We start from the raw sequence: 19,802 nt of genomic DNA on the forward strand, positions 1-19,802 counted from the left end.
GTGGACGCCCTCCTGGTGGTCCGCCGCCACCCTGGCCGCCGGGAGGCCGCCCGCCTGCGCCTGGCGGCGGACCACCAGGAGGGCGTCCACCGGCACCCGGCGGCTTGCCCCCCGCGTTGCCGGGCGGCCTGCCTGGATTGCCCGGCTTGCCGGGAGGTCTGCCGCCTGGCCCACCCGGCGGCGGACCCGGCGGACGGCCGGCGCCGGGTCGTGGCGGCCGGGGCGGCGGGTGATGGGCCCAGCGTGCCTGATCGCGATACCACGGCCGGCCGCGGTAATAGTTGCCCCAGTACGCGCCAATCGAAAACGTAATGACCGGCAAGCCGATTACGGTGCCGTAGTTCAGAACGGGAACCGGGTTGCCTTGATAGGGATAGTCAAGACGCCCAGCGTAAACCCAACCGCGCAGGTTAGGGAGTGCAACGTCACACCATGTGTAACCTGCCACACACCCCATTACCGTGACCGGCACGCCGCCCGGCAGTTGCGACACGACCGGGTAGTCGCGCGCGGGACCGGCCCGCAGATTCACTGAGCCGTTAGTGACAGCCTGCGCCTGTGCGAAGGCCGCGGTGGGCACGAGCAACAGACCGGTCAACCCTGCATAACAGCACTGTATGAACTGCCTTCGCATTGCGGCCTCCTGTGGACGGAGCGGTTGTAATTATCGCGGCGAGAACAAGCCTACCGCATTGCGATGAACATCGCAGCGCGCTGCCCGCGCACCGTTGGCGCGGGCAATCTGCGAGACACGAAACGTCTGGTAAGCAGATCGCAAACTGGTCCTTTTTTTGAGGGCTGCGAGATTCCAACTCAGACGATCATTCAGCGCATGACTGAACCTTCGTTTTGCCGGGACCGCCATGAAGATTTTCCGCACCGTGATTCTCGCAAGCTTGCTGCTCAACCACCCGTCGGCCCATGCGACCAGCTTCGACTGCAACAAGGGCCGCTCGGTCCCGGAGCAATTGATCTGCCATCGAGCCGATCTCTCGAAGCTCGATGACGAGCTCGGCAAGCTGTACCGGCAAGCACGCCGCAGCGTCGCCAACCCCAAGGCATTCCGCGCCGACAGCGACAGCAAATGGGCATGGCGCGAAGCGAACTGCGCCGACGAGGCGTGCCTGCGCACCTGGTACAGCGGGCGCATCGAGGAATTGCAGCGCCTGCTGGCGAGCCTGCCGCAAGGCCAACCATCTCAATCACCCAAGCCGGACCAACCCGACCGACCCGACCCATCCGACCCATCGACCGCACCCGCGCCAGCCCCCGAACTGCGCGAATTGCCGCACGATGCGGGGCGGCGCGTACTCGTCCATGCGCAACCGGATGCGGGTACTGCTGGGAGCGCCCTCGCCCTGCAATGCACAGCCGCGGAGCCCGGGATTACCTGGCATGACCAGTGCGCCACTGTTCTGAAGCAGGACACGCGCTGGCAATACCCACCCCATAGCGGCGACTGGTTCTGCAGGCTGGCGACACTCGCACAGACGCCGGCAGAACCGGTGGCCGACCAGTAAGCGCCGCTGCCGCGCTAGCCGGCGCACGCCATGCCGACCAGATAACCGCGCACCGCCACCTCGACGCGCAACCGCAAGCCAGGCGCGTCGGTCTCGCCACGCTCGCCGGCCGCATCGATCATGCCGTGCGCGAGCGCCAGCACGTCCTGCGCGGCCTGCTCGCGGTCGGCCACCGCAGGCGCATCGTGCAGCTGCAGCGCTTCGACCATGATCCGCTGCAGCATGCCGGCGACGCGTTCGTTGCGCTCGCCCATCGGCAGGCGCCGCTCCTCAAAGTCGATGACCCGCGCGAGCGCCGGCCGGCGCATCTGGTGCGCCACTGCGGCATCGATCAGGCCGCGCAGCACCGCCGCACAGGTTTCGCCGCGCGCCGCCTCGCGCGCCTGCGCAACCAGCGCGGCGGTCTCCTGCTCGATCAGCGCCGCGGTCAGCGCATCGCGATGCGGAAAATACTGGTAGAGCGAACCAATGCTGACGCCAGCCCGCTCGGCGACCGCATTGGTGGTGTAGCCCTCCAGCCCCTGCGTCTCGAGAATGCGAGCCGCCGCCTCGAGGATCGCCTCGACGGTGGCGGCGGCGCGCCGTTGAGTGGGCGCCTTGCGGGGCGCGAGCGGCGGTTGGCGAGACGTTCGGGTCATGGCTGGAAAGCGAGTAGTGAATGCGAGTGCTTGCTCATATTCTATCCTCTCCTCCACCCTCAAGGATGTCTCCCATGAACGGCTCTCCCACTCACGCGCCGCAAGCACGCGAAGCCGGCGCAACCAACCTGCCCACTCCCCTGACTGTTTTCATGCTCGTCCGAACCCGTGTCGAATGGCTCGAGCTTGCCGCAGCCGAGCAGACACGCCTGCTGCGTGAGCGGCTCCAGCCGATCCTGCAGCAGTACGCCGATGAGGTGCGCCTGCGGGTCTACGACACCGAGTTCTATTCGAGCATCGTCACCGACGTCTGGGTGTGGGATGCGACCAGCCACCGCGCCTATGAGAACGTCGTCGAGGCACTGCGCAGCACACCGTTCTGGGATTTCTACTTCGAAATCGTCGAGATTCTGCCAGGCGTCGAGAACGGCTACTCGATGGATCATCGGCCGGCGCCGCTTGCGGCATAGCCCGGTTCGCGCAGATAAGGCACGCGGCGCCGGTGCAGATCCGGCCGCGCGCCCGCTCTCGCGAGCCGCATGCTGTCTGGCCCGCCCCTCGCTCTGCGGACCGTTACACCTGCGCCTCCGCGGCGACCCGTTCGCACAGCGTGGCCAGATCGATCAGCATCAGTGTGCCGCGGCCCGGCAATTCCACCGCCTCGGTCATGCCGTTGCCCCAGCCGTTGCCGAGCTGGCGCGTCAGCATGGCCGGCACCGGAATGCGGCTGGCCGCTTCGATGGTCACGATGTTGTCCACCGCGTCGACCACGAGGCCGTATTTTTCGCCGCGATACTCGACGATCAGGATCTTCGCGTGGCCAAGGTCGTCGTACGGCGGCATGCCGTACAGGGCGCGCACGTCGACCACCGTCAGCAGTTCGCGGCGCAGATGCAGCACGCCCCGCACGTACGGCGGCGCACCCGGCGTGACGACCACTTCGCTCGAATAGTCGATCACTTCGCGCAACTGGCCGATGCGCACGCCCAGCAGATGGCCGAGGCGGAACGTGACATAGGTCTCGCGTGCGCCGCCGGCGCCACGCCTGCCATGCCCGGCGTTGTCACCGGCCTTGCCGCCCAGGTGACCGCCTGGAACGCCACCCGCCTGCGTGCGGTCGCGGTACAGCTCGCGATGGCCCTGGGCCACCGCAGTGATCTGCTCGTGGCTGCAAAGGGCTTCGGGATTCACGAGGATGATGCTGTCGCGCCCTTCATTGCCAAGACAGCCTGCAAACAGCGTCACATGGCGGCGGCTATAAACCGGCATCGCCAGCAATTCGTCGTCGCGGTAGCCGACTATGCTGCGCACTTCGTCGACCAGCAGGCCGACATGCACGTCGCGCTGGTTGAGCACGACGATGCGCCGTTCGTCCGCAGTTCCAGCCGGTTGCGGTGCCGCCGAGCCGTCACGTGCGAGGCCCATGAAGCGGGCAAAGTCGATCACCGGCACGGTGGTGCCGCGCAGGTTCAGCATGCCGATGCAAATCGCGTCGGCGAGCGGCGACGGATGCATGGCCGGCACGCGGATGATCTCCTGGATGGCCGCCATCGGCAGCGCCAGATGGGCATCGGCGACCCGGAACGAGACAGTCTGGCGCCGCTGCGCCTGCTGCGCTCGCCGCTCGGGGGCCGTGGCGCGGTGGTGCAGTTGCGGCACGTCGGGCAGGCCGAGCAGCGCCGCGGCGCAGAGAATCTGCAGGATGCGCTCGCCGCCGTTGAGTTTCAGCGCCCCGCAGATAATCGGCGCCGCATGATCGGCGCGATCGAAGACGATCTTCTGCGCCGCCGGCACGCGCAGGATTTCGCCGGTCGTGTCGAACTGCAGGCCCACGCGGGCGTCGCCGAGTTCGACGATCGCGACCTTGCTGGCAGCGCGTACGGCATCGTCCGGTAAATGCAGCAACTGCCGCAGGTCCACAATCGGAATCAGCGTGCCGCGCAGGTTGAAGATGCCGAGCAGATGCCCGGGTGCGAGCGGCACCGGCGTAACGGCCGCCGGATAGCCGACCACCTCCTGCAGGGCCGCAACCGGCAGAGCCAGCTCGGTGCCGCCGAGGTGGAACGAGCCGTACAGCTCAACGGCAGCCTCGGCTGCGGGTTCAACCGCGCGTTCTGCTGCAGCGTCGGCCGCAGATGTAGCGTTGATATCCATGATGAAACCCTCGTTCAGAGAGTGCGGGCAATCTTTTTCACAACGAACGTGTGTTGCTGGCAATCGATCAGCAGTTGCCGGCCGCACTCGCCGCCGGCATCCACATGCACCACCCGCACGCCAAGCGCTTCAAGCAACTGCTGGGCGGTGCGGACGTTCTGCTCGCCGATCGGCGGATGGGCGGGACGGCGCGTGTAGTGGACCATATTCGCGCCGCCCGCCAGCACCGCTTCCAGTGCGTCATACGAGGCGCGCTGCACCTGCATCAGCGCCAGCAGGGACGGGATCGCCTGAGTCACGTATTTGGCGCCGCTGCCGGGCGGCCGCACCGGTGCGTCGGGCAACAGGCAATGCGCGAGGCCGTAGATAGCGCGCTCGCGCCACAGGAGGCCTATGCCGACGCACGAGCCAAGCGTCGCGCGCAGCACGTCGTTCCCCTGGCCGATGGCAAGCGCGCACATATGCACCTGGATTTCGCGGGCATCGTTCACGGGCGGCCCTCGTTGCGGTAGATCAGCGGTTGCTCGAAGGCGAAGCCCATCTCGAAGCGGCTAAGCGATTCGGACTCCCCAACAATCAGCAACCCGTCGGCGGCCATCGTGCGCCGCACGTTCTCCAGCACGATCTGCTGACCGTCGGTGTCGAAATAGATCAGCACGTTGCGCAACAGCGTGACATCCATCGCGCCGATCTCGCGCGCCGGCTCGTGCAGATTGTGCTTGCGGAACGTGAGGTTGGCGCGCAGCACCGGGCCGGCCGAGAAACCGCCGTCCACCGCGCTGAAATACCTCGCCAGCAGTTCGGGACGCGTCTGCCTGAGCCCCTCGATGCTGCGCCCCTGGAAATGCCCGGCCGCCGCCTTGCGCAGGATCGCATCGCCGATATCGGTGGCCAGGATGCGGTAGCGAAACGCCGGATGCCGGCTGCGAAACTCTTCGCACAGCATCGCCACCGTATAGGCCTCCTCGCCGCTCGAGGCGGCCGCCGACCAGACCCGCAACGGCGTATCGCCGCGCGTCGCATGCCAGTGCGGCAGGAATTGCCCGGCGAAGTACTCCCAGATGCGCGGCGTGCGAAAGAACGAGGTTTCGTTGGTGGTCACCAGATCGATGAAATCACGCACCTCGTCGGGCTTCGCCTCCAGCACCTGCAGGTAATCCCGGTACGCGGACAGCTCCAGCTCGCGCAGACGCCGGCGCAAGCGGCCCTCCAGCAGGGTCCACTTGCGCTCGCCCATGACGATGCCGGTATGCCGCCGAACCTGGTCGAACAGGGCCCGGCGGGTGGCCTGATCGACCTCTCGCTCCATATCCACGGTGCCTCCCGGTTCAAACAGCGCGGTTAAACGACAAAGCGCGTGACGGTCTGGTCGAGCGTCTGCGCGCCCTGCATCAGCGTGGCGCTGGCTCGCGCAATCGTGTCGCAGGCGCCGGCGGATTTCTCGGTCTCCTCGGCGACCTGCTGGATCGCCGCGCTGACCTCGCGGGCGGCGATCAACTGCTCGTCCGCGCCGCAGGAAATCTCCGAGATCGCATGGGTGGTGCGGCTCACGCCGGAGACGATCTTGTCGAACGCCTCGCCCGCCTGCCTGGAGATCTCGCTGCCTTGGGCGACCCGTTTGACCGATTCGTTGATCAGCTTCGAGATTTCCTTGGTCGCCTGCGACGAGCGCTCGGCAAGCTTGCGCACTTCATCGGCCACGACCGAAAAACCCAGGCCATGCTCACCGGCGCGTGCCGCCTCGATCGCCGCATTGAAGGCGAGCAGATTGGTCTGGCTGGCAATCTCGCCGATCACCTTGATGATCTCGCTGATGTCTTCCGACGACTTGTTGATCAGCTCCATCGCCTCGATCGAGCGGGCCACCGCCTTCGCGCCGCGCTCGGCTTCCTGCTGGGTGTCTTTGGCGAGGTTGTCGGCGCTGCGCGAGTTGTCGGCAATCGAGTTGATCGACGCCGTCAGCTCTTCGATCGAGGCGTTCATCTCTTCGACTGTCGCACCCAGCAACTGGGCTCCGCTTGCCACCGTATTGGCGCGCCCGGCGATGTCCTGCGACGAGGCCGAGAAGCCGCCAGCGGATTCGACCACCTTGCCGATCACACCGCGCAGATCGTCCATCATCCGCTTGATGCCGGCGGCAAGCTGGTCGATCGGGTCGTTGCCGGTCACCTCGACCGTGCCGGTCAGATCGCCCGCGGCGGCCTGGCTGACTGCCTGCAGCAGCCCCGCAACCTTGCGCTGATCGTCCTCGGCGCGGCGCCGGACCTGCTCTTCCAGTTCGACCTGGGCGGTAACGTCGGTGGCGAACTTGATGACCTTGTGCAGGCGGCCGCTCACATCGAAAATCGGGTTGTAGGTGGCCTGGATCCAGACCGTACGGCCACCTTTGGCGACCCGCCTGTAGCGGCCCGCATCGAATTCGCCGCGATTGAGCTTGGCCCAGAAATCCCGGTACGCGGCGCTCGCCGCGTATGCCTCGTCACAGAACATGCGGTGGTGCTTGCCCTGAATCTCTTCGAGCCGGTAACCGAGCGTGTCGAGGAAGTTCTGGTTGGCCGACAGCACGTGGCCGGACAGATCGAACTCGATTACCGCCTGGGCGCGATCGATCGCCCGCACCTTGCCCTCGTATTCGGCGTTCTGCTGGCGCGTGGCGGTAATGTCGGTAGCAAACTTGATGACCTTGTAAGGCTTGCCGTCGGCATCGAATATGGGGTTGTACGAGGCGTTGATCCACACCTCCCGGCCGCCCCGGCCAAGGCGCTGATACTCGCCGTGATCGAATTCGCCGCGCGCGAGCTTCTCCCAGAACTGGCGGTAAGCGAGGCTCTCGGCGTAAGCAGGCTCGCAAAACATGCGGTGATGCTGACCGCGGATCTCGTCGAGCGTGTAACCCAGTGTCTTCAGGAAGTTGTCGTTGGCGTGCAGGATAATGCCGTGCAGATCGAATTCGATCACTGCCTGAACACGATTTAGCGCGCTGCTGACCGCACTGAGTTCGTTGATTTCCAGATGCCGCTCGGGCGTTGAATGTTCCACTTCGTTCTCCTCGTTGAACGCGCGTGAAAAATCAGAGCACGCCGGGACTCTCACCTGGCTGGAGGAGTTCGGCCGTGCTTTCTCTCAGTAATGTATTTGGAGTGCCGTGCCAGCAAAGCGCCTCCCTGCAAGCGATCTTTCGCGTCGCCGCCCTTGCGCTTCACTGCCACTGCACACGGTATATCGGCAAAAAAAGATGCAGGCTTTATACCGGATTAACCCTGAATTCGAGTTGTTTTTTGTTTTTTTCTTTCCATTCCTCAGCAATCGTTTGCGAACTTCTTTTAAGCGATTCACGTTTCAATGAGTATGGCTTTAAAAATAACAGCGTGTTAATGCGATCGGCATAATCAAAAAGCGATGCGAGGCTGACCCAAGGTTCACGTTTCGGACGAGCGGTCAAGGGGGCAAACTGCGCAAATCCGGTCCGTTTCCCATGCGAAACTTTCCGCCCCTTACCGGCAGCCGAGATGAAGGACGAATCAGCCCCTTACCAGGCATTTGAATTTATTCCCACCCCTTACGCTAAGGACTCAACCCGTAAGGAGTGTGTTCATCATGAGTATTCAGAGTCTGAACGGTGCACAGACCGGCACCAACCCGATTTCGGTCGACACCACGCGCCACGCGAGGCGCGGTTCGGGGCATGAAGCGTCGGATTTGTCGGCCTCTTCCGCGTCTTCGTCGACCAGTTCGACCAGCAGCAATCCGCTGTTGACCGCGCTCGAGAGCGCCCTTTCCGCATTGGGGATCAGCAGCACGTCCGGCACCTCGTCCAGCACCGCCGCTTCCAGCACTTCCGCAACCTCGGGCACCTCCAGCACGGCATCGACCTCTTCCACCTCGGCAAGCACGGGGACGTCGTCAACGAGCGACGCCACCTCGGCCAGCGCGGTTTCTGTCGCACTCCAAACGTTTCTTGGCGCGCTGTTTCAGGCGATGGGTTCGCTGCAGCAGCCGGACGGCAGCGGCGCGTCCACGTCCAGTAGCAGCAGTGCTTCGGCCGCGGGTTCGGTCACCTCGTCCTACGGCGATATTGGCGGCGCGCTGAATGCGCTCGCGCAGCAACTGGGTTCCGGCAGCACGACGGCCTCGAGCACCAGTTCCGGGTCTTCGGACGCGAGCGGCGATTCGTCCTCGTCGTCCTCATCGTCTTCGCAGGCGTCGACGCTACAGACCGACTTTCAGTCGCTGCTGAGTTCGCTCGGCGATAGCGGTTCGGGCACCACGTTGCAGTCGTTTGTGCAAACGCTTGCCGACAACCTCAAGGGGCATTCGCATATGCAGACGACCGGAACGCTGGTGTCGACCACGGCCTGAGCATCTTTTGGCTAACGTGTAATGAGTCTCGCGGAGCGCGTTGCAACCGCAATATCAGCCGCCACCGACGCAAGCGCCCGGCTGTATGCCTTGACGAGCGGGTCGTAACCCGGCCCGCTCAGCGCTTCCTGCGTCACCGTGCGGCCGCTGACCGGCTGCCCGTGCCGCGGCGGCAACACGGACCAGATCGCGGCCAGCATTACGGTGCCATGCACCTGCGCATCGAAGTCCTGGACGTCGATCGAGACGCGATACGCGTTATCGTCCACACGCTGCGGATAGGTCGAGACGATCGCACCCGGGATGAGTTGCTGGAGATCCGCCGCCAGGACGCGAGGAATCTGGCTCGTCAAAGGATCGGCCCAGCGCGCAAACTCGTCTATGGAGACGCGGTTCGCATCCACCCGGGTGACGATCTGTGCGCGATCGACCAGTTCAGGCACCGTGACCGGGCCGATCGCGATCATCAGCGGCGCGGCAGAGGGCGTTGGATCGGCAGACGGCCCGGCGAGTCGAACCGGGTTCAAGGTGTAGAAACTCGCAGCGGGTGAGGTTGCACAGCCGCTGCAAAACGTCAGCAGCATCGCGGCCAAAGCGAATAACGTAACGCGCAACGGAACACGCGAAACACGGGGAATGGCGCGCATCATTTGTCCTCCGTTTTGCCACGAAGCAGCGCTTCGGGATGCCGTTCGAGATACTCGGCCAGCGAGCGGAACGAGACGGCGGTTCGTGACAGTTCGCGCATGGTTTCGACCGTGCTTTGCTGGAGTGGCGAGTCGCTTTGCAAACTGCGATTCGCCGCGGTGAGTGTCTCGCGCGCCGAGCTCAGCGTCGCCTTCGCCTCGGGCGCCACCTCCGTGTTGATGGTATTGAGCAGCGTGTCGGCATCCCCGAGCGTCTTGCGCAGGTCGCTGCTGATGCCTTCAAACGGAATCCGGTTCAGCCTGGCGACCAGGCTCGCGATGGAGTCCTGCAGGCTTTGCAGGTTGCCCGGCACGGTCGGCAGTTGCGGCGTCGGTTTGCTCCAGTCCACCCTGGCCTTCGGCGCTTCGGGAAAGAAGTCGATAGCGATATACAGTTGCCCGGTCAGCAGGCTGGCGGTGCGTAGTTGCGCACGCAGCCCTTTCGACACCAGGTAGTCGGCAAAGGCCTTGCGTTGCGATCCGATAGTGCCGCTGTCGCCCTGATCCTTACCCCCACTGCCACTCGCGCCGGCACCCCAGTCCTTGCGCGAAATCAGCCGCTCGGGAAAGATGCTGACCTCGACCGGAATGCTGAATTGCCGGGTCGCCCGATCGAAATGCGCAGAGATACCCGATACCTCGCCGATCACGATGCCGCGGAAATCGATCGGTGCGCCCACGGCCAGGCCGCGCACCGACTCGGTAAAGTTGAGGACGTACTTGTCGACGAGCGCGTCGTGCCGCTTCATGGCCTCGGCGCGATCGGCAAAGAGCCGGTATTCGTGGCGCGTCCCGGCTTCCGTTGTACTGGCTGTGTCGGGTGGGTTTTCAAATGCCAGGCCGCCGATCAGAATGGAGATCAGCGATTCCGTGTCTACCTTCACACCGGTCGCGTCCAGCGTCACATCTACACCGCTCGCGTGCCAGAAGCGCGTGTCGTCCGTGACGTACCTGTCGTAAGGCGCGTTGACAAACACGTGAATCGACATGCCTGCCCCGTCGGGGTCGAGTGCATAGGAGACGATCTGGCCGACCTGCAGGCGGCGGAAGAACACCGGCGAGCCGACATCGAGCGAGCCGATGGTCGCGCTCTTCAGCACGAACTCGCGTCCGGGCGTGCCGGAGGCGAGAGCCGGCGGCGACTCGAGACCGACAAAGTCGCGCCGCGCCTTTGGCGATGTGCCGACGTCCATGCCGATGTGCGAGCCTGACAACAGCGTGCCGATGCCGGATACGTTGCCCCCTGCGATGCGCGGCCGGACCACCCAGAAGCGCGTATCGTCGACCAGCAGGCCGGCCGCGCTGCGTGACATCTCGGCGCGGGCGAGCACGGTCTTGTGATCGTCGGACAGGACCACGCTTTCGATCGTGCCGATATCGACATTCTTGAACTTGATCCGGGTCTTGCCCGCCTCGATGCCGTCGCCGGTGACGAAGCTGATGGTGATGGTGGGGCCCTTTTGCATGATCGACTGCACCGCCAGCCAGCCCGCGATCAGCACCGCGACAAACGGCACCAGCCACACAAGCGGGATACGCCATCGCGACCGCCCGGCCGCGACGGCGCTCGGATAGCCGGGAGTGTGCGCACCGTCTGTGACTTCGGACTGCTTACTCATCCTGCGGCTCCACCGCGTCCCAGATCAGGCGCGGATCGAACGACAACGCGGAGAACATCGTCAGCACCACGACCGCGCCGAAGGCCATGGCGCCTGGCCCGGCATCGATGGTGGCCACCGAGCCGAACTGCACCAGCGACACGAGAATCGTAACGACGTAGATATCGAGCATCGACCAGCGGCCGACCAGTTCCACCATGCGATAGATACGTGAACGCTGACGTGGGAGGCGCGCGGAGCGCAACTGGCTACTCCAGGCCAGATAGGCCAGGGAAAGAATTTTGAGCATGGGCACAACGATACTGGCGATAAAAACCACGACTGCGAGAAGCCATGCTCCCGAAGTCCAGAGATACGCGACCCCACTCAGGATCGTGTCCACCCGCACGCCGAACAGGGTGCTCGACACCATGACCGGCAAAACGACCGCAGGGACGTACAGAACCATGGCAGCGAGAAGGAACGCCCAGGTGCGCGCGAGACTGGCGGGCTTACGCAGATGCAGCGCAGCCCCGCAACGTGCACAGCTTGAGCGGCGAGGACTGCGCTTATCGCGGGCATGAGCGGCAGGCGGCGAGAGCAGGCCACAGTCGCGACAAACGAAGCAGCCCGCGCGGGCCGCCGTAGCGCTCGTGGTTGCCGCAGGCAGCACGGGCGCCATGCCCGCCGGCCCTCTTGCGGCATCCACACGCGCCCAGAGGTCACGCGAATTGAACGCCGCCGACGCCGCAGCCAGCAGCACCATGACCGCAGCGAATGCCGCCATGGCAATGCCAGGAACGACCGTGGCGATGTGCTGCAGTTTGACCAGCGCGACCAGCATGCCGAGCATCAGCACTTCGATCATTCCCCATGGAGCAATGTGCCGCAGCACTCGCAGGACGCTCTCGGGCCGGCGGGGAAAACCGCCAAACTGCAAGGGCAACAGCAGATAGATCAGTGCCGCGAGATTCAGCGACGGCATCAATAGCGTCGTCACGAACACAAGACCCGCTATCGGCCACATCCCCCCGGCATACAGCGCCGAAGCCGCCCCGAACAGCGTGGTTTCGACAAGCGTTCCCTTGAACTGGACTCCGACCACGGGAAAGCAGTTGGCCACCGCAAACAGAACGGCAGCGGCTACGGCGAGCGCCAGGGCGCGGTTGTGGTTCACGGGCATCCGGTAAAGGAGCGCGTCGCAACGCCGGCAATGCGCGGCGCCACCCTCGACGAGCCGCGGCTCCCATTGGAGATAGTCACACTCGTGACAGGCGATCAAGCGGGCTGTATTCATTTTCGGCATCGGCAAGCGGGCACGGGAGCCATGAGCGCAGCAGGCGCCTCTGACACCCAGGGGCGGTGCTCGCGCGTTCAAACGTGCGCTCTGGGTCCCCCACCCCGCCCCGGATTCGACTACTTGAATTGCGCAACCAGTGCGTCAGCCCCCTTCTCAATCCCGGTCTTCGACGCACTCAACGAACCGAAGCTCGCACCGATGTTGTAGGGATTCGGATATTGCTTGGTCACATAAGCGCTGAGCAGCCGGTTGCTCGACGAATCGTAGATCTCGACCGCGTAGATCACGGAGCCGGTGAAAGCGCCTTCCTTGCCGCGCACGGTCTGAGTCACGTTGTACAAGCTGCCGGCAATATCGAAGCGCGAGAACGTGCTAAGCACCGGGGTACTGGTTTTCGCGCCAGTCAGGATGAGCTTCAGGCGCAGCGTGCCCGCACCGGCCTGCGTTGCCGGTTCGAAACGGGTCCGCAATTTTTCCGCGAACTCGGTTTGCATGTAGCTCGCGAGGGCCGCCTTGTCCGCGTCCTGCATGTCGCCGAACTGGTTATCCGCGCCTTGATAAATCGTCACCGGGTCGATGATCAGCTTCGTGTACTTCTGCCACTCGGTCTGCGGTGCGAAGCGGTACGGCACGCGGCCGGAATCGTCCTGCGAATTGGGCCGCAAATACGGCGCCGAAGCGAGACCTGAATACGCGACGGGTGTCACGCTGGCGCACCCCATCAGAGCGGCGCAGAGAGCCGCCAGCACCAGGTGTAGCGGTTTGATTGACTTGAGCATGTGTTTCTCCGGTTGCGGTTTCGCCCCTGCTCTCTCGGAGACCCAGGAACGACAGTTCGTATCGAGGCGCCAGACTAACACCGCCAATTCAAGATGTAAACCGACCAGACGGTTTGTTTCTTGGATGAGCCTCGAAAAAACTGCTTCGGGAGAGGGCTATGAGGAGTCTGCCAGGAGCGCCCGCAGGCTGGGGCGCTCCGTTCTTCGGCAGCTTAGGTGCGGCTCGGCGCGCGGGTGATGCGCGGCTTCTTTTTCACTTCGACGGGCGCCTCGGTGCACGACGTCCACCGGCTCTCGTCGAGCAGGCGCTCGAACAGGCGCGCGCGCTCCTTGTCGGAAAGCGGGCTCATGCCAAGCCGCGCGGTGAACAACAGCCCCCAGGCGGCCGTCCAGCGCAGCAGCGCCAGGTCGGGGTCGGCCGCCTCGGCCTTGATATGCTTGACCTTCGCGCCGCTGCGATCGCGCATGGCCGACAGGAGTGCGGGGTCTTCGACCAGCGCCGCGAGAATCGCGAAGCCCCCGGCGTTGTGACTGCCGCTGGCTTCGCGCATGGTGGCGATTTCCGCGGCAAGATTCGGCTCGGTCTTCGTCGCCCCCTCGGCCGTCAGATACCGGCGGTAAAACGCGTCGAAATGGTCGATGTCGTGCTCGAGCAAGGCTTTCAGCACGTCGCCTTTGGTGCGGAACTGGTGCATCAGCCCGCCTTTGCTGATCCCGCTTTCCCGCGAGATCGCATCGAACGTGAGCTGTCCCGGGCCGTCACGCGCAATGATCGTGAACGCCGCCTGAATGGCGGCCTGGCGGGAGCGTTCGGAACGGGTTGGATTATCCATGATGTCTCAGGGGTGGCTGCGCCGCGCATGTTGCTGGAAGAAAAGTAGCCGGGCATGCCAGCGCTTCTTCAGGCTGAACGACGCTTCTCATGTGAAGCGCCAGCCTAACACCATGCCTCGTACAGGTAAACCGGCCGGGCGGTTTGTATGTTAACCAAGCGAGGCCCGATTCCTCGACGGAATATCTGAAGCTAGCTTGCCCTTCCCCTCAGGACGCGCGGGGATAGGCACCCCACCACGCACACCTTACCGGCCTCACGCCCCTGTGGCACATGCCATGTCATCGGCAGCGGCGCTCTCACAGAAACGACCGTTGCGGGTGGACCCGGTAAAACGGCAACGCATGCCGCGCTTAAATGGATTTAACAATTTCATACGCCAGTCTTGCGTTGGCTACCGTGATTTCGCATATATTTACATTAAACTTACCTAACATTACAAAACACACCGAAGAATCTTTCAAGAAATTCCAAGTTCTATCAAAAAAAGTTTGACAGCGAGATTTCTTCCTCCTATCTTTTGACCACTCAAAACCCATTTGTCACCTCCTTATTAGAATCCATACCTGCCAGCGAGGTTCACCGATAATTCATGCAGCGCGCATTGTTGCGCGGATAAATCGCACCCGGAAAAGTTTTCCATAGTGACGGCAGTATTTACCAGGTCCACCTTGGTGGTTTGTGGAGAACTGCGAACAGGGAATATTTATTTTCCGAATAAATATATATTCATTTCGACTTTGGCGAATTGGTTTGGCGCTGTGGAACACGAAGTCTGTCGAGCTTATCCGACAGGCATCTGCTGCATTATTTCGACTGGATCAAGCAGGGCAAGGTAGCTCGATAGGCGGTATCGGATTCATATCCGAAGATTGTATCAATGGCGGATTTATCGGCGCCGGATATTAATTTTTCACAAAAAATCACGCACCAGAATTTTTTATTCAAAATCGGCTCATACCATATAAATAGCAATCCTAACTTAAATAACAAATTTACAATTCACAGCCAAAATTCACACGGGAGATAGTTTATGCCGAACTGAGGTACCTGGTTCTTACTGTGGTAATGCGTGAGATTACATGCCTTCATGCGTGCGCTATACGAATTGCATCATGCTTTCAATGTATCGATATGCTGGTTCTTCGCCACTATCCTGGAGCTTAAACAATGAAGAAGGTTATGCAAGTCAATAGTGTATTTTCCAGAGATTTCACCAGGGCGCTATTGCCCCTGGCCATTGCCGCGACCCTGATACCCATGTCCGCGCAGGCGGCGGATTCCTGGGTTGCGACCCGGACCGGAGCTTTCCTCGTGCCCTCCGCGCAAGCTGCCAGTACGGCGGTGCAGCCCGAGGCGAGCAATGCCGCCGCCGCATCCACCGGTTATACGCTCGGCAATACCGCAGCCGAACTCAGCAACACTCTGGTCACGCCGCTTGAAATCAGCCAGCCGCTGCATATTACGGTGGTGCTGAAAGGCCGTAATGATGATCAGCTCAACGCCTTGCTGCTCGAGCTTAACCAGCGGGGTAGCGCGAATTACCACAAATATCTGACGCCGCAGCAATTCAAGGCCCGCTTCGCACCGACCGATGCCCAGGTTCAGGCAGTCGTCGCTCACCTGAAGGCCAACGGTTTCAGCAATATCACGGTATCGCCAAATAACCTGCTGGTTTCGGCGGACGGCAATGCCAATAATGCGCAGAGCGGCTTTCACGCGAGCCTGAAGCGCTTTACGTACCGCGGCAAGCAGGCGTTCGCCAACGACTCGGCAGCGCTGATCCCCGCGTCGTTGAGCTCGTCGGTTGATTCCGTGCTCGGCTTGCAGAACGCAGTCGTACCGCATCGGTTGAATCATCGTGTGGTTCCGGCCAATCTGGCCATTGAACCCGAAAAGACCAAGACGAACGCGGCTGCGGCGCAGGTTGGGCACCAGCCGACGGACTTTGCCAAGATCTACGATGCGAGCGGCTTGCCGGCCGCCACCAACACCACGGTGGGCATCATTACCTGGGGCGACATGACCCAGACGATTTCGGATCTGAACACCTTCACGTCGAATGCGGGTCTGCCTACCGTGAACACCTCGGTGGTGCCGGGAGGCCAGGGTACGCTCGCCGACGACGGCGATCCGAGCGAGTGGGATCTGGATAGCCAGGACATCATCGGCACCTCGGGCGGAGTCCAGCAGCTCATTTTCTACGCCGCCATCAACGGTGACAGCAATGACGACGGCCTGACCGACGCGACCTTGACCTCGGCCTACAACACGGCCGTGACCGACAATGTAGCCAAGGTCATCAACGTCTCGTTAGGCGAAGACGAATCGGCGGCGAACTCGGACGGCTCGCTGGCAGCCGACGATGCGGTCTTCAAGCAGGCAGTGGCCCAAGGTCAGATATTCTCCGTGGCAGCGGGCGACGCCGGCGTGTATCAGTGGTCCACTTCGCCACAAGGAGCGCCCGGCTATATCGGCACGTACAACGGCAGCAGCGTCAAGACCACCATCAACCTGTCGAAGTACAGCGTGTCGACGCCGGCAAGCTCACCGTACGTGGTCGCCGTAGGCGGTACGACCTTGTCGACCACCAACACCACCACGTGGGCAGGCGAAACCGTGTGGAACGAAGGCGTGGCCTATGCCGATCTCGACAGCAACGGCAACCCCGTCGACAACGCCGTGCGTATCTGGGCAACCGGGGGTGGCGTCAGTCTGTTTGAAACCGCGCCGAGCTGGCAAACGGCGGCATTGGGAAGCTCGGTTACCAAGCGGGTCGTACCGGACGTTGCGTTCGATGCGGCTTCCGCAACCGGCGCTTATATCGTCATCAATGGCCAGACGAATCAGCTCGTTGGCGGCACAAGCCTCGCTTCGCCGATTTTCGTCGGTGGCTGGGCGCGTGTCGAATCGGCCAACAACAACAGCCTGAGCTTGCCGACGGCCAGTTTTTATCAGACCTTCCCGAGCAACAAGACGTCGATCCACGATGTGACCTCAGGCAACAACGGCTATAGCGGTCACGGTTACAACGCCAAGGCTGGCTTTGACGACGACACCGGTTTCGGCAGCCTGGATTTCACCAAAGTAAACACTTCTTTGGCTCAGTAATCGCGGCGCGCGGCTGATTGCTTCTTCGCCTCAAGAGGATGACTGAGGCGTTGAAGATGTCTGCTGGATTGAACACCCCGATTGAACACCCCTTCTCGAAGGGGTGTTTTTTTATCTGTAAACCCTACCCCCGGGGCACGAAAGCGAACGCGCTTATCGAAGACCCAGAGCCAGCTCCACAAACTGCATGGCCCGCGCATTGGCGTCGCGATACCGGTGAGCGATATACAGCGCGGTGACGGTATCCGTCTCGTCCAGATGCCGGAACACAACCCCCGGCACGGTGATGGCCTGGAGCGACGAAGGCACGAGCGCAATGCCCAACCCGGTCGCGGTCAGCCCAATCAGCGTGGAAGCCTGCTGCGCTTCCTGCACGACCTGAGGTTCGAAGCCACGCTTCGCGCATAACGCGACTGTCTGCTCATACACGGCTACCCCCGCCTGCCGCGGATACGCAATAAACGGCTCGTCGCGCAGATCTTCAAGCTTGATCGAGCCTGCATTGGCGAGCCGGTGTCCAGCGTGCATTGCAAGCAATAGCGGCTCCTCCAGCAACGGCGTGAACACCAGACCGGTGGGTAGCACACTTTCGGGCAGCCGCAGCAAGCCAACATCGATCTCGCGCTGCTCGAGCGCCTCGATCTGCAGCGATGACGACAACTCCAGCAGCGTGATATTGACCTTCGGCCGTTGCGTCCGGTACGCGTGAATCAGGCGCGGAAAAAACGGCGACAGCGTCGACGCGTTGGTAAAACCCACGCGTAGGCGCCCAACGTCGCCGCTGACGGTCTCCCACACGCTTTCCTTCGCGTGTTCAATGCGCGCGAGAATCGCCCGCGCGTCGTCGAGCAGCGCGAGCCCGGCCTCGGTCAACGCCACGCTGCGGCGGGTGCGGTGAAAGAGCCGCGCGCCGAGATCCGCTTCCAGCGCCTGGATTGCGAGGCTGAGCGGAGCCTGGGTGATGCCGAGCCGCTCCGCGCTGCGCCGGAAGTGCAATTCCTGCGCGAGGACCACGAAATACTCAAGGTGCCGGATATTCACTGATTTACTCTGCAAATCAATAAGTTGATTTCAGAGAATAGATCAAAACTGTCCCAGCGACGATACTGTATTCCACCAACACAACGATGGAGACGACATGAACGGTGCGGAACTGGTCGAACGTCTGCGCGAGCGGCACAAGATCATTGCGCTGGGCATCCGGGCATCGCGGACGGCGGATGCCGTGCGCTGGGCCAAGGCTGCCGGCTATGACACGATTTGGATCGATATGGAGCACAGTTCGCTACCGGTCGATACGGTCGCCCAGCTCGCCTCTTGCGCCGTCGACCTCGGCCTGATGCCGTGGGTACGTGTGCCGGAACGCGACTACGGCACGATCAACCGGGTACTCGACGGCGGTGCGCTCGGCATCATCGTGCCGCGCGTCGAAACGGCCCAGCAGGCGCGCGATGCGGTCATCGCCACGCGCTTTCCGCCGCTCGGGCAGCGCTCGCAGCTCGCCACGCTGCCCTATGTGCATTACGAAAAACTCCACCCGCGCGAAATGAACCGGCGCCTTAACGAGGCGACCGTACTCAAGGTGCTGATCGAAAGCCGTGCCGGCGTTGAGGCCGCCGATGCGATTGCCGCGGTGGATGGCGTAGACGTGCTGGCGCTCGGTTGCAATGACCTCTCGGCGGATATGGGGCACACCGGCGAGTCGGCCCACCCCGAGGTGGTGGCAGCCTGCCGCCAGGTGATCGCCGCGGCGCAGCGGCACGGCAAGGTCGTGATCGTCGGCGGGATGCCGGAGTGCGAAGCGCTGAACGATCTGCGCCGCGACGGTGCGGCCCCCTTCATCTTCGGCGGCATCGACAGCGACGTTTTCCTCGCAGCGCTGCGCGAACGCGCGGAACAGGCTCGCGCTCTTTAATAAACCTTATTTTTCTACCATGGCAGAAACCCCGCTGATTTCCACTCCGATGCGCGACTGCGAAACGCTGTCGCGCCCGTCGTTCATCATGCCGCCGCTCGCCTGCGATGCGCACATGCACGTGTTCGGGCCACTCGACAAATACCCCTGCGTGGCGCATCCGCACTACACGCTGCCCGACGGTAAGCTCGCGTATTACTTGCAGTTGATGGGCAGATTGCAGCTCAAGCGTTTCGTGATCGTGCAGCCAAGTTTCTACGGCACCGACAACCGCTGCATGATCGATGCGCTGCACGTCGCAGGCTCGATTGCACGCGGCGTGGTAATGATCGACGAGGGAACCGATGCCGCGACACTCGACAGTTACCATGCGGCAGGCGTGCGCGCGGTGCGGCTCGACCTGTTTGCACGCTCGGGCCTGCCGACCGGCGACATCCAGCAATACATCGCACGCATGGCACGTCTTTGTTCGAGCCTGGGCTGGCATGTGCAGTTCTATGCGCCCGGTTGGGTGGTACGCAATCTGATTCCGTTTCTCGCCGACGTGCAGACTGAGTTCGTGATCGACCACATGGGTTACATGCTCGAAGAAGATGGCCTGACGCCGGCCGACTTCGAACGCCTGCTTGGTTTGCTGAAAGACGGCCATTGCTGGCTGAAACTGAGCGCACCTTACCGGATCGCCAAACATCGCGGTTACGAGGCGGTCGCACCCATGGCCGAGGCCATCATCAAGGCCGCTGCGCACAAGGTGATCTGGGGTTCGGACTGGCCGCATATTCCGGATTCGACCCGCGACACCGGCGAACTGCTGAATCTGCTGGGCGCATGGACCGGCGACCCGGCTGTGCAGAAGCTGATTCTGTCCGACAATCCCGCGCGTCTGTTCGATTATTGAGGCGGCCCAATC

The 19,802-nt window shown here is 62.8% G+C and carries 20 protein-coding genes; 6 read left to right on the forward strand and 14 right to left on the reverse strand.

All coding sequences use genetic code 11. The annotated features are described in order from the left end of the window. The coding region (locus FFS45_RS32670; RefSeq protein WP_137958776.1) for an SH3 domain-containing protein at positions 1–634 on the reverse strand (634 nt) is incomplete at its 3' end. A gap of 229 nt (positions 635–863) precedes the next feature. Between FFS45_RS32670 and FFS45_RS32675 the strand changes: the two genes are divergently transcribed. Then, entirely contained in the window at positions 864–1,520 is a 657-nt protein-coding gene (locus tag FFS45_RS32675) for a hypothetical protein (protein ID WP_137958777.1), read from the forward strand. A 14-nt stretch (positions 1,521–1,534) separates the two neighbouring features. On the opposite strand, the gene FFS45_RS32680 is transcribed toward FFS45_RS32675, so the two are convergent. Then, the gene (locus tag FFS45_RS32680) at positions 1,535–2,158 is read right to left on the reverse strand and encodes a TetR/AcrR family transcriptional regulator (RefSeq protein ID WP_137958778.1); all 624 of its coding nucleotides are present in this window, start codon (positions 2,156–2,158) and stop codon (positions 1,535–1,537) included. A gap of 74 nt (positions 2,159–2,232) precedes the next feature. On the opposite strand from FFS45_RS32680, the gene FFS45_RS32685 reads away from it, so the two are divergent. Then, positions 2,233–2,628 carry a darcynin family protein gene (locus tag FFS45_RS32685; RefSeq protein ID WP_137958779.1) on the forward strand — a complete coding sequence of 132 codons (396 nt, stop codon included), beginning with the start codon at positions 2,233–2,235 and terminating at the stop codon, positions 2,626–2,628. 103 nt (positions 2,629–2,731) lie between these two features. Here the strand turns inward: FFS45_RS32685 and FFS45_RS32690 are convergent, their stop codons facing one another. The 6 genes from FFS45_RS32690 to FFS45_RS32715 all read right to left on the reverse strand — a co-directional run bounded on the left by FFS45_RS32690 (position 2,732) and on the right by FFS45_RS32715 (position 8,232). After that, a complete protein-coding gene (locus tag FFS45_RS32690; RefSeq protein WP_137958780.1) occupies positions 2,732–4,312 on the reverse strand; it encodes a chemotaxis protein CheW in 1,581 nt (526 codons plus the stop codon). Positions 4,313–4,326: 14 nt separating this feature from the next. After that, positions 4,327–4,803: a chemotaxis protein CheD gene (locus tag FFS45_RS32695; protein WP_137958781.1), complete on the reverse strand. Its 477-nt coding sequence runs from the start codon at positions 4,801–4,803 to the stop codon at positions 4,327–4,329. Next, a complete protein-coding gene (locus FFS45_RS32700; protein WP_249363025.1) occupies positions 4,800–5,621 on the reverse strand; it encodes a protein-glutamate O-methyltransferase CheR in 822 nt (273 codons plus the stop codon). Before FFS45_RS32700 ends, FFS45_RS32695 begins: the two co-directional genes overlap by 4 nt. A gap of 32 nt (positions 5,622–5,653) precedes the next feature. Further along, positions 5,654–7,351, reverse strand: coding sequence for a methyl-accepting chemotaxis protein (locus FFS45_RS32705; RefSeq protein WP_137958783.1), 1,698 nt, complete (start codon positions 7,349–7,351; stop codon positions 5,654–5,656). Between the two features lie 205 nt (positions 7,352–7,556). Beyond that, positions 7,557–7,754 carry a hypothetical protein gene (locus tag FFS45_RS32710; RefSeq protein ID WP_137958784.1) on the reverse strand — a complete coding sequence of 66 codons (198 nt, stop codon included), beginning with the start codon at positions 7,752–7,754 and terminating at the stop codon, positions 7,557–7,559. Positions 7,755–7,917: 163 nt separating this feature from the next. Next, positions 7,918–8,232 carry a hypothetical protein gene (locus tag FFS45_RS32715; RefSeq protein ID WP_137958785.1) on the reverse strand — a complete coding sequence of 105 codons (315 nt, stop codon included), beginning with the start codon at positions 8,230–8,232 and terminating at the stop codon, positions 7,918–7,920. 58 nt (positions 8,233–8,290) lie between these two features. Between FFS45_RS32715 and FFS45_RS32720 the strand changes: the two genes are divergently transcribed. Beyond that, positions 8,291–8,671, forward strand: coding sequence for a hypothetical protein (locus FFS45_RS32720; RefSeq protein WP_137958786.1), 381 nt, complete (start codon positions 8,291–8,293; stop codon positions 8,669–8,671). Between the two features lie 11 nt (positions 8,672–8,682). Here FFS45_RS32720 and FFS45_RS32725 read toward each other — a convergent pair whose 3' ends face one another. The 5 genes from FFS45_RS32725 to FFS45_RS32745 form a co-directional block, all read right to left on the reverse strand. Continuing rightward, positions 8,683–9,321 (reverse strand): PqiC family protein, encoded by a 639-nt coding sequence (locus tag FFS45_RS32725; protein WP_249363022.1) that lies wholly within the window; start codon positions 9,319–9,321, stop codon positions 8,683–8,685. Next, positions 9,318–10,976 carry an MlaD family protein gene (locus tag FFS45_RS32730; protein WP_137958787.1) on the reverse strand — a complete coding sequence of 553 codons (1,659 nt, stop codon included), beginning with the start codon at positions 10,974–10,976 and terminating at the stop codon, positions 9,318–9,320. Before FFS45_RS32730 ends, FFS45_RS32725 begins: the two co-directional genes overlap by 4 nt. After that, complete coding sequence (locus FFS45_RS32735) at positions 10,969–12,252, reverse strand: paraquat-inducible protein A (RefSeq protein WP_137958788.1); 1,284 nt, start codon at positions 12,250–12,252, stop codon at positions 10,969–10,971. The genes FFS45_RS32730 and FFS45_RS32735 overlap by 8 nt, the downstream gene beginning before the upstream one ends. 119 nt (positions 12,253–12,371) lie before the next feature. Further along, complete coding sequence (locus tag FFS45_RS32740) at positions 12,372–13,034, reverse strand: DUF3313 domain-containing protein (RefSeq protein WP_137958789.1); 663 nt, start codon at positions 13,032–13,034, stop codon at positions 12,372–12,374. A gap of 212 nt (positions 13,035–13,246) precedes the next feature. After that, on the reverse strand, positions 13,247–13,870 hold the full coding sequence (locus FFS45_RS32745) for a TetR/AcrR family transcriptional regulator (protein ID WP_137958790.1): 624 nt from the start codon (positions 13,868–13,870) through the stop codon (positions 13,247–13,249). A 1,166-nt stretch (positions 13,871–15,036) separates the two neighbouring features. Between FFS45_RS32745 and FFS45_RS32750 the strand changes: the two genes are divergently transcribed. After that, the gene (locus FFS45_RS32750; RefSeq protein ID WP_137958791.1) at positions 15,037–16,977 is read left to right on the forward strand and encodes a S53 family peptidase; all 1,941 of its coding nucleotides are present in this window, start codon (positions 15,037–15,039) and stop codon (positions 16,975–16,977) included. 153 nt (positions 16,978–17,130) lie between these two features. Here the strand turns inward: FFS45_RS32750 and FFS45_RS32755 are convergent, their stop codons facing one another. Further along, positions 17,131–18,018, reverse strand: coding sequence for a LysR substrate-binding domain-containing protein (locus FFS45_RS32755; protein WP_137958792.1), 888 nt, complete (start codon positions 18,016–18,018; stop codon positions 17,131–17,133). Positions 18,019–18,115: 97 nt separating this feature from the next. On the opposite strand from FFS45_RS32755, the gene FFS45_RS32760 reads away from it, so the two are divergent. After that, positions 18,116–18,892 carry an aldolase/citrate lyase family protein gene (locus FFS45_RS32760; RefSeq protein ID WP_137958793.1) on the forward strand — a complete coding sequence of 259 codons (777 nt, stop codon included), beginning with the start codon at positions 18,116–18,118 and terminating at the stop codon, positions 18,890–18,892. 19 nt (positions 18,893–18,911) lie between these two features. After that, a complete protein-coding gene (locus FFS45_RS32765) occupies positions 18,912–19,790 on the forward strand; it encodes an amidohydrolase family protein (RefSeq protein ID WP_137958794.1) in 879 nt (292 codons plus the stop codon). The last annotated feature ends 12 nt before the right edge of the window (positions 19,791–19,802 follow it).

Origin of the sequence: Burkholderia sp. 4M9327F10 (genome assembly GCF_005503145.1) — a bacterium.
Lineage (GTDB): Bacteria > Pseudomonadota > Gammaproteobacteria > Burkholderiales > Burkholderiaceae > Paraburkholderia.

Bases quoted from the DNA above. Each gene is read 5' to 3' on its own strand.
- FFS45_RS32690 (WP_137958780.1), bottom strand. From the start codon at position 4,312: ATGGATATCAACGCTACATCTGCGGCCGACGCTGCAGCAGAACGCGCG.
- FFS45_RS32740 (WP_137958789.1), bottom strand. From the start codon at position 13,034: ATGCTCAAGTCAATCAAACCGCTACACCTGGTGCTGGCGGCTCTCTGC.
- FFS45_RS32765 (WP_137958794.1), top strand. From the start codon at position 18,912: ATGGCAGAAACCCCGCTGATTTCCACTCCGATGCGCGACTGCGAAACG.
- FFS45_RS32680 (WP_137958778.1), bottom strand. From the start codon at position 2,158: ATGACCCGAACGTCTCGCCAACCGCCGCTCGCGCCCCGCAAGGCGCCC.
- FFS45_RS32675 (WP_137958777.1), top strand. From the start codon at position 864: ATGAAGATTTTCCGCACCGTGATTCTCGCAAGCTTGCTGCTCAACCAC.
- FFS45_RS32700 (WP_249363025.1), bottom strand. From the start codon at position 5,621: ATGGAGCGAGAGGTCGATCAGGCCACCCGCCGGGCCCTGTTCGACCAG.
- FFS45_RS32760 (WP_137958793.1), top strand. From the start codon at position 18,116: ATGAACGGTGCGGAACTGGTCGAACGTCTGCGCGAGCGGCACAAGATC.
- FFS45_RS32750 (WP_137958791.1), top strand. From the start codon at position 15,037: ATGAAGAAGGTTATGCAAGTCAATAGTGTATTTTCCAGAGATTTCACC.
- FFS45_RS32685 (WP_137958779.1), top strand. From the start codon at position 2,233: ATGAACGGCTCTCCCACTCACGCGCCGCAAGCACGCGAAGCCGGCGCA.
- FFS45_RS32725 (WP_249363022.1), bottom strand. From the start codon at position 9,321: ATGATGCGCGCCATTCCCCGTGTTTCGCGTGTTCCGTTGCGCGTTACG.
- FFS45_RS32735 (WP_137958788.1), bottom strand. From the start codon at position 12,252: ATGAATACAGCCCGCTTGATCGCCTGTCACGAGTGTGACTATCTCCAA.
- FFS45_RS32720 (WP_137958786.1), top strand. From the start codon at position 8,291: ATGGGTTCGCTGCAGCAGCCGGACGGCAGCGGCGCGTCCACGTCCAGT.
- FFS45_RS32730 (WP_137958787.1), bottom strand. From the start codon at position 10,976: ATGAGTAAGCAGTCCGAAGTCACAGACGGTGCGCACACTCCCGGCTAT.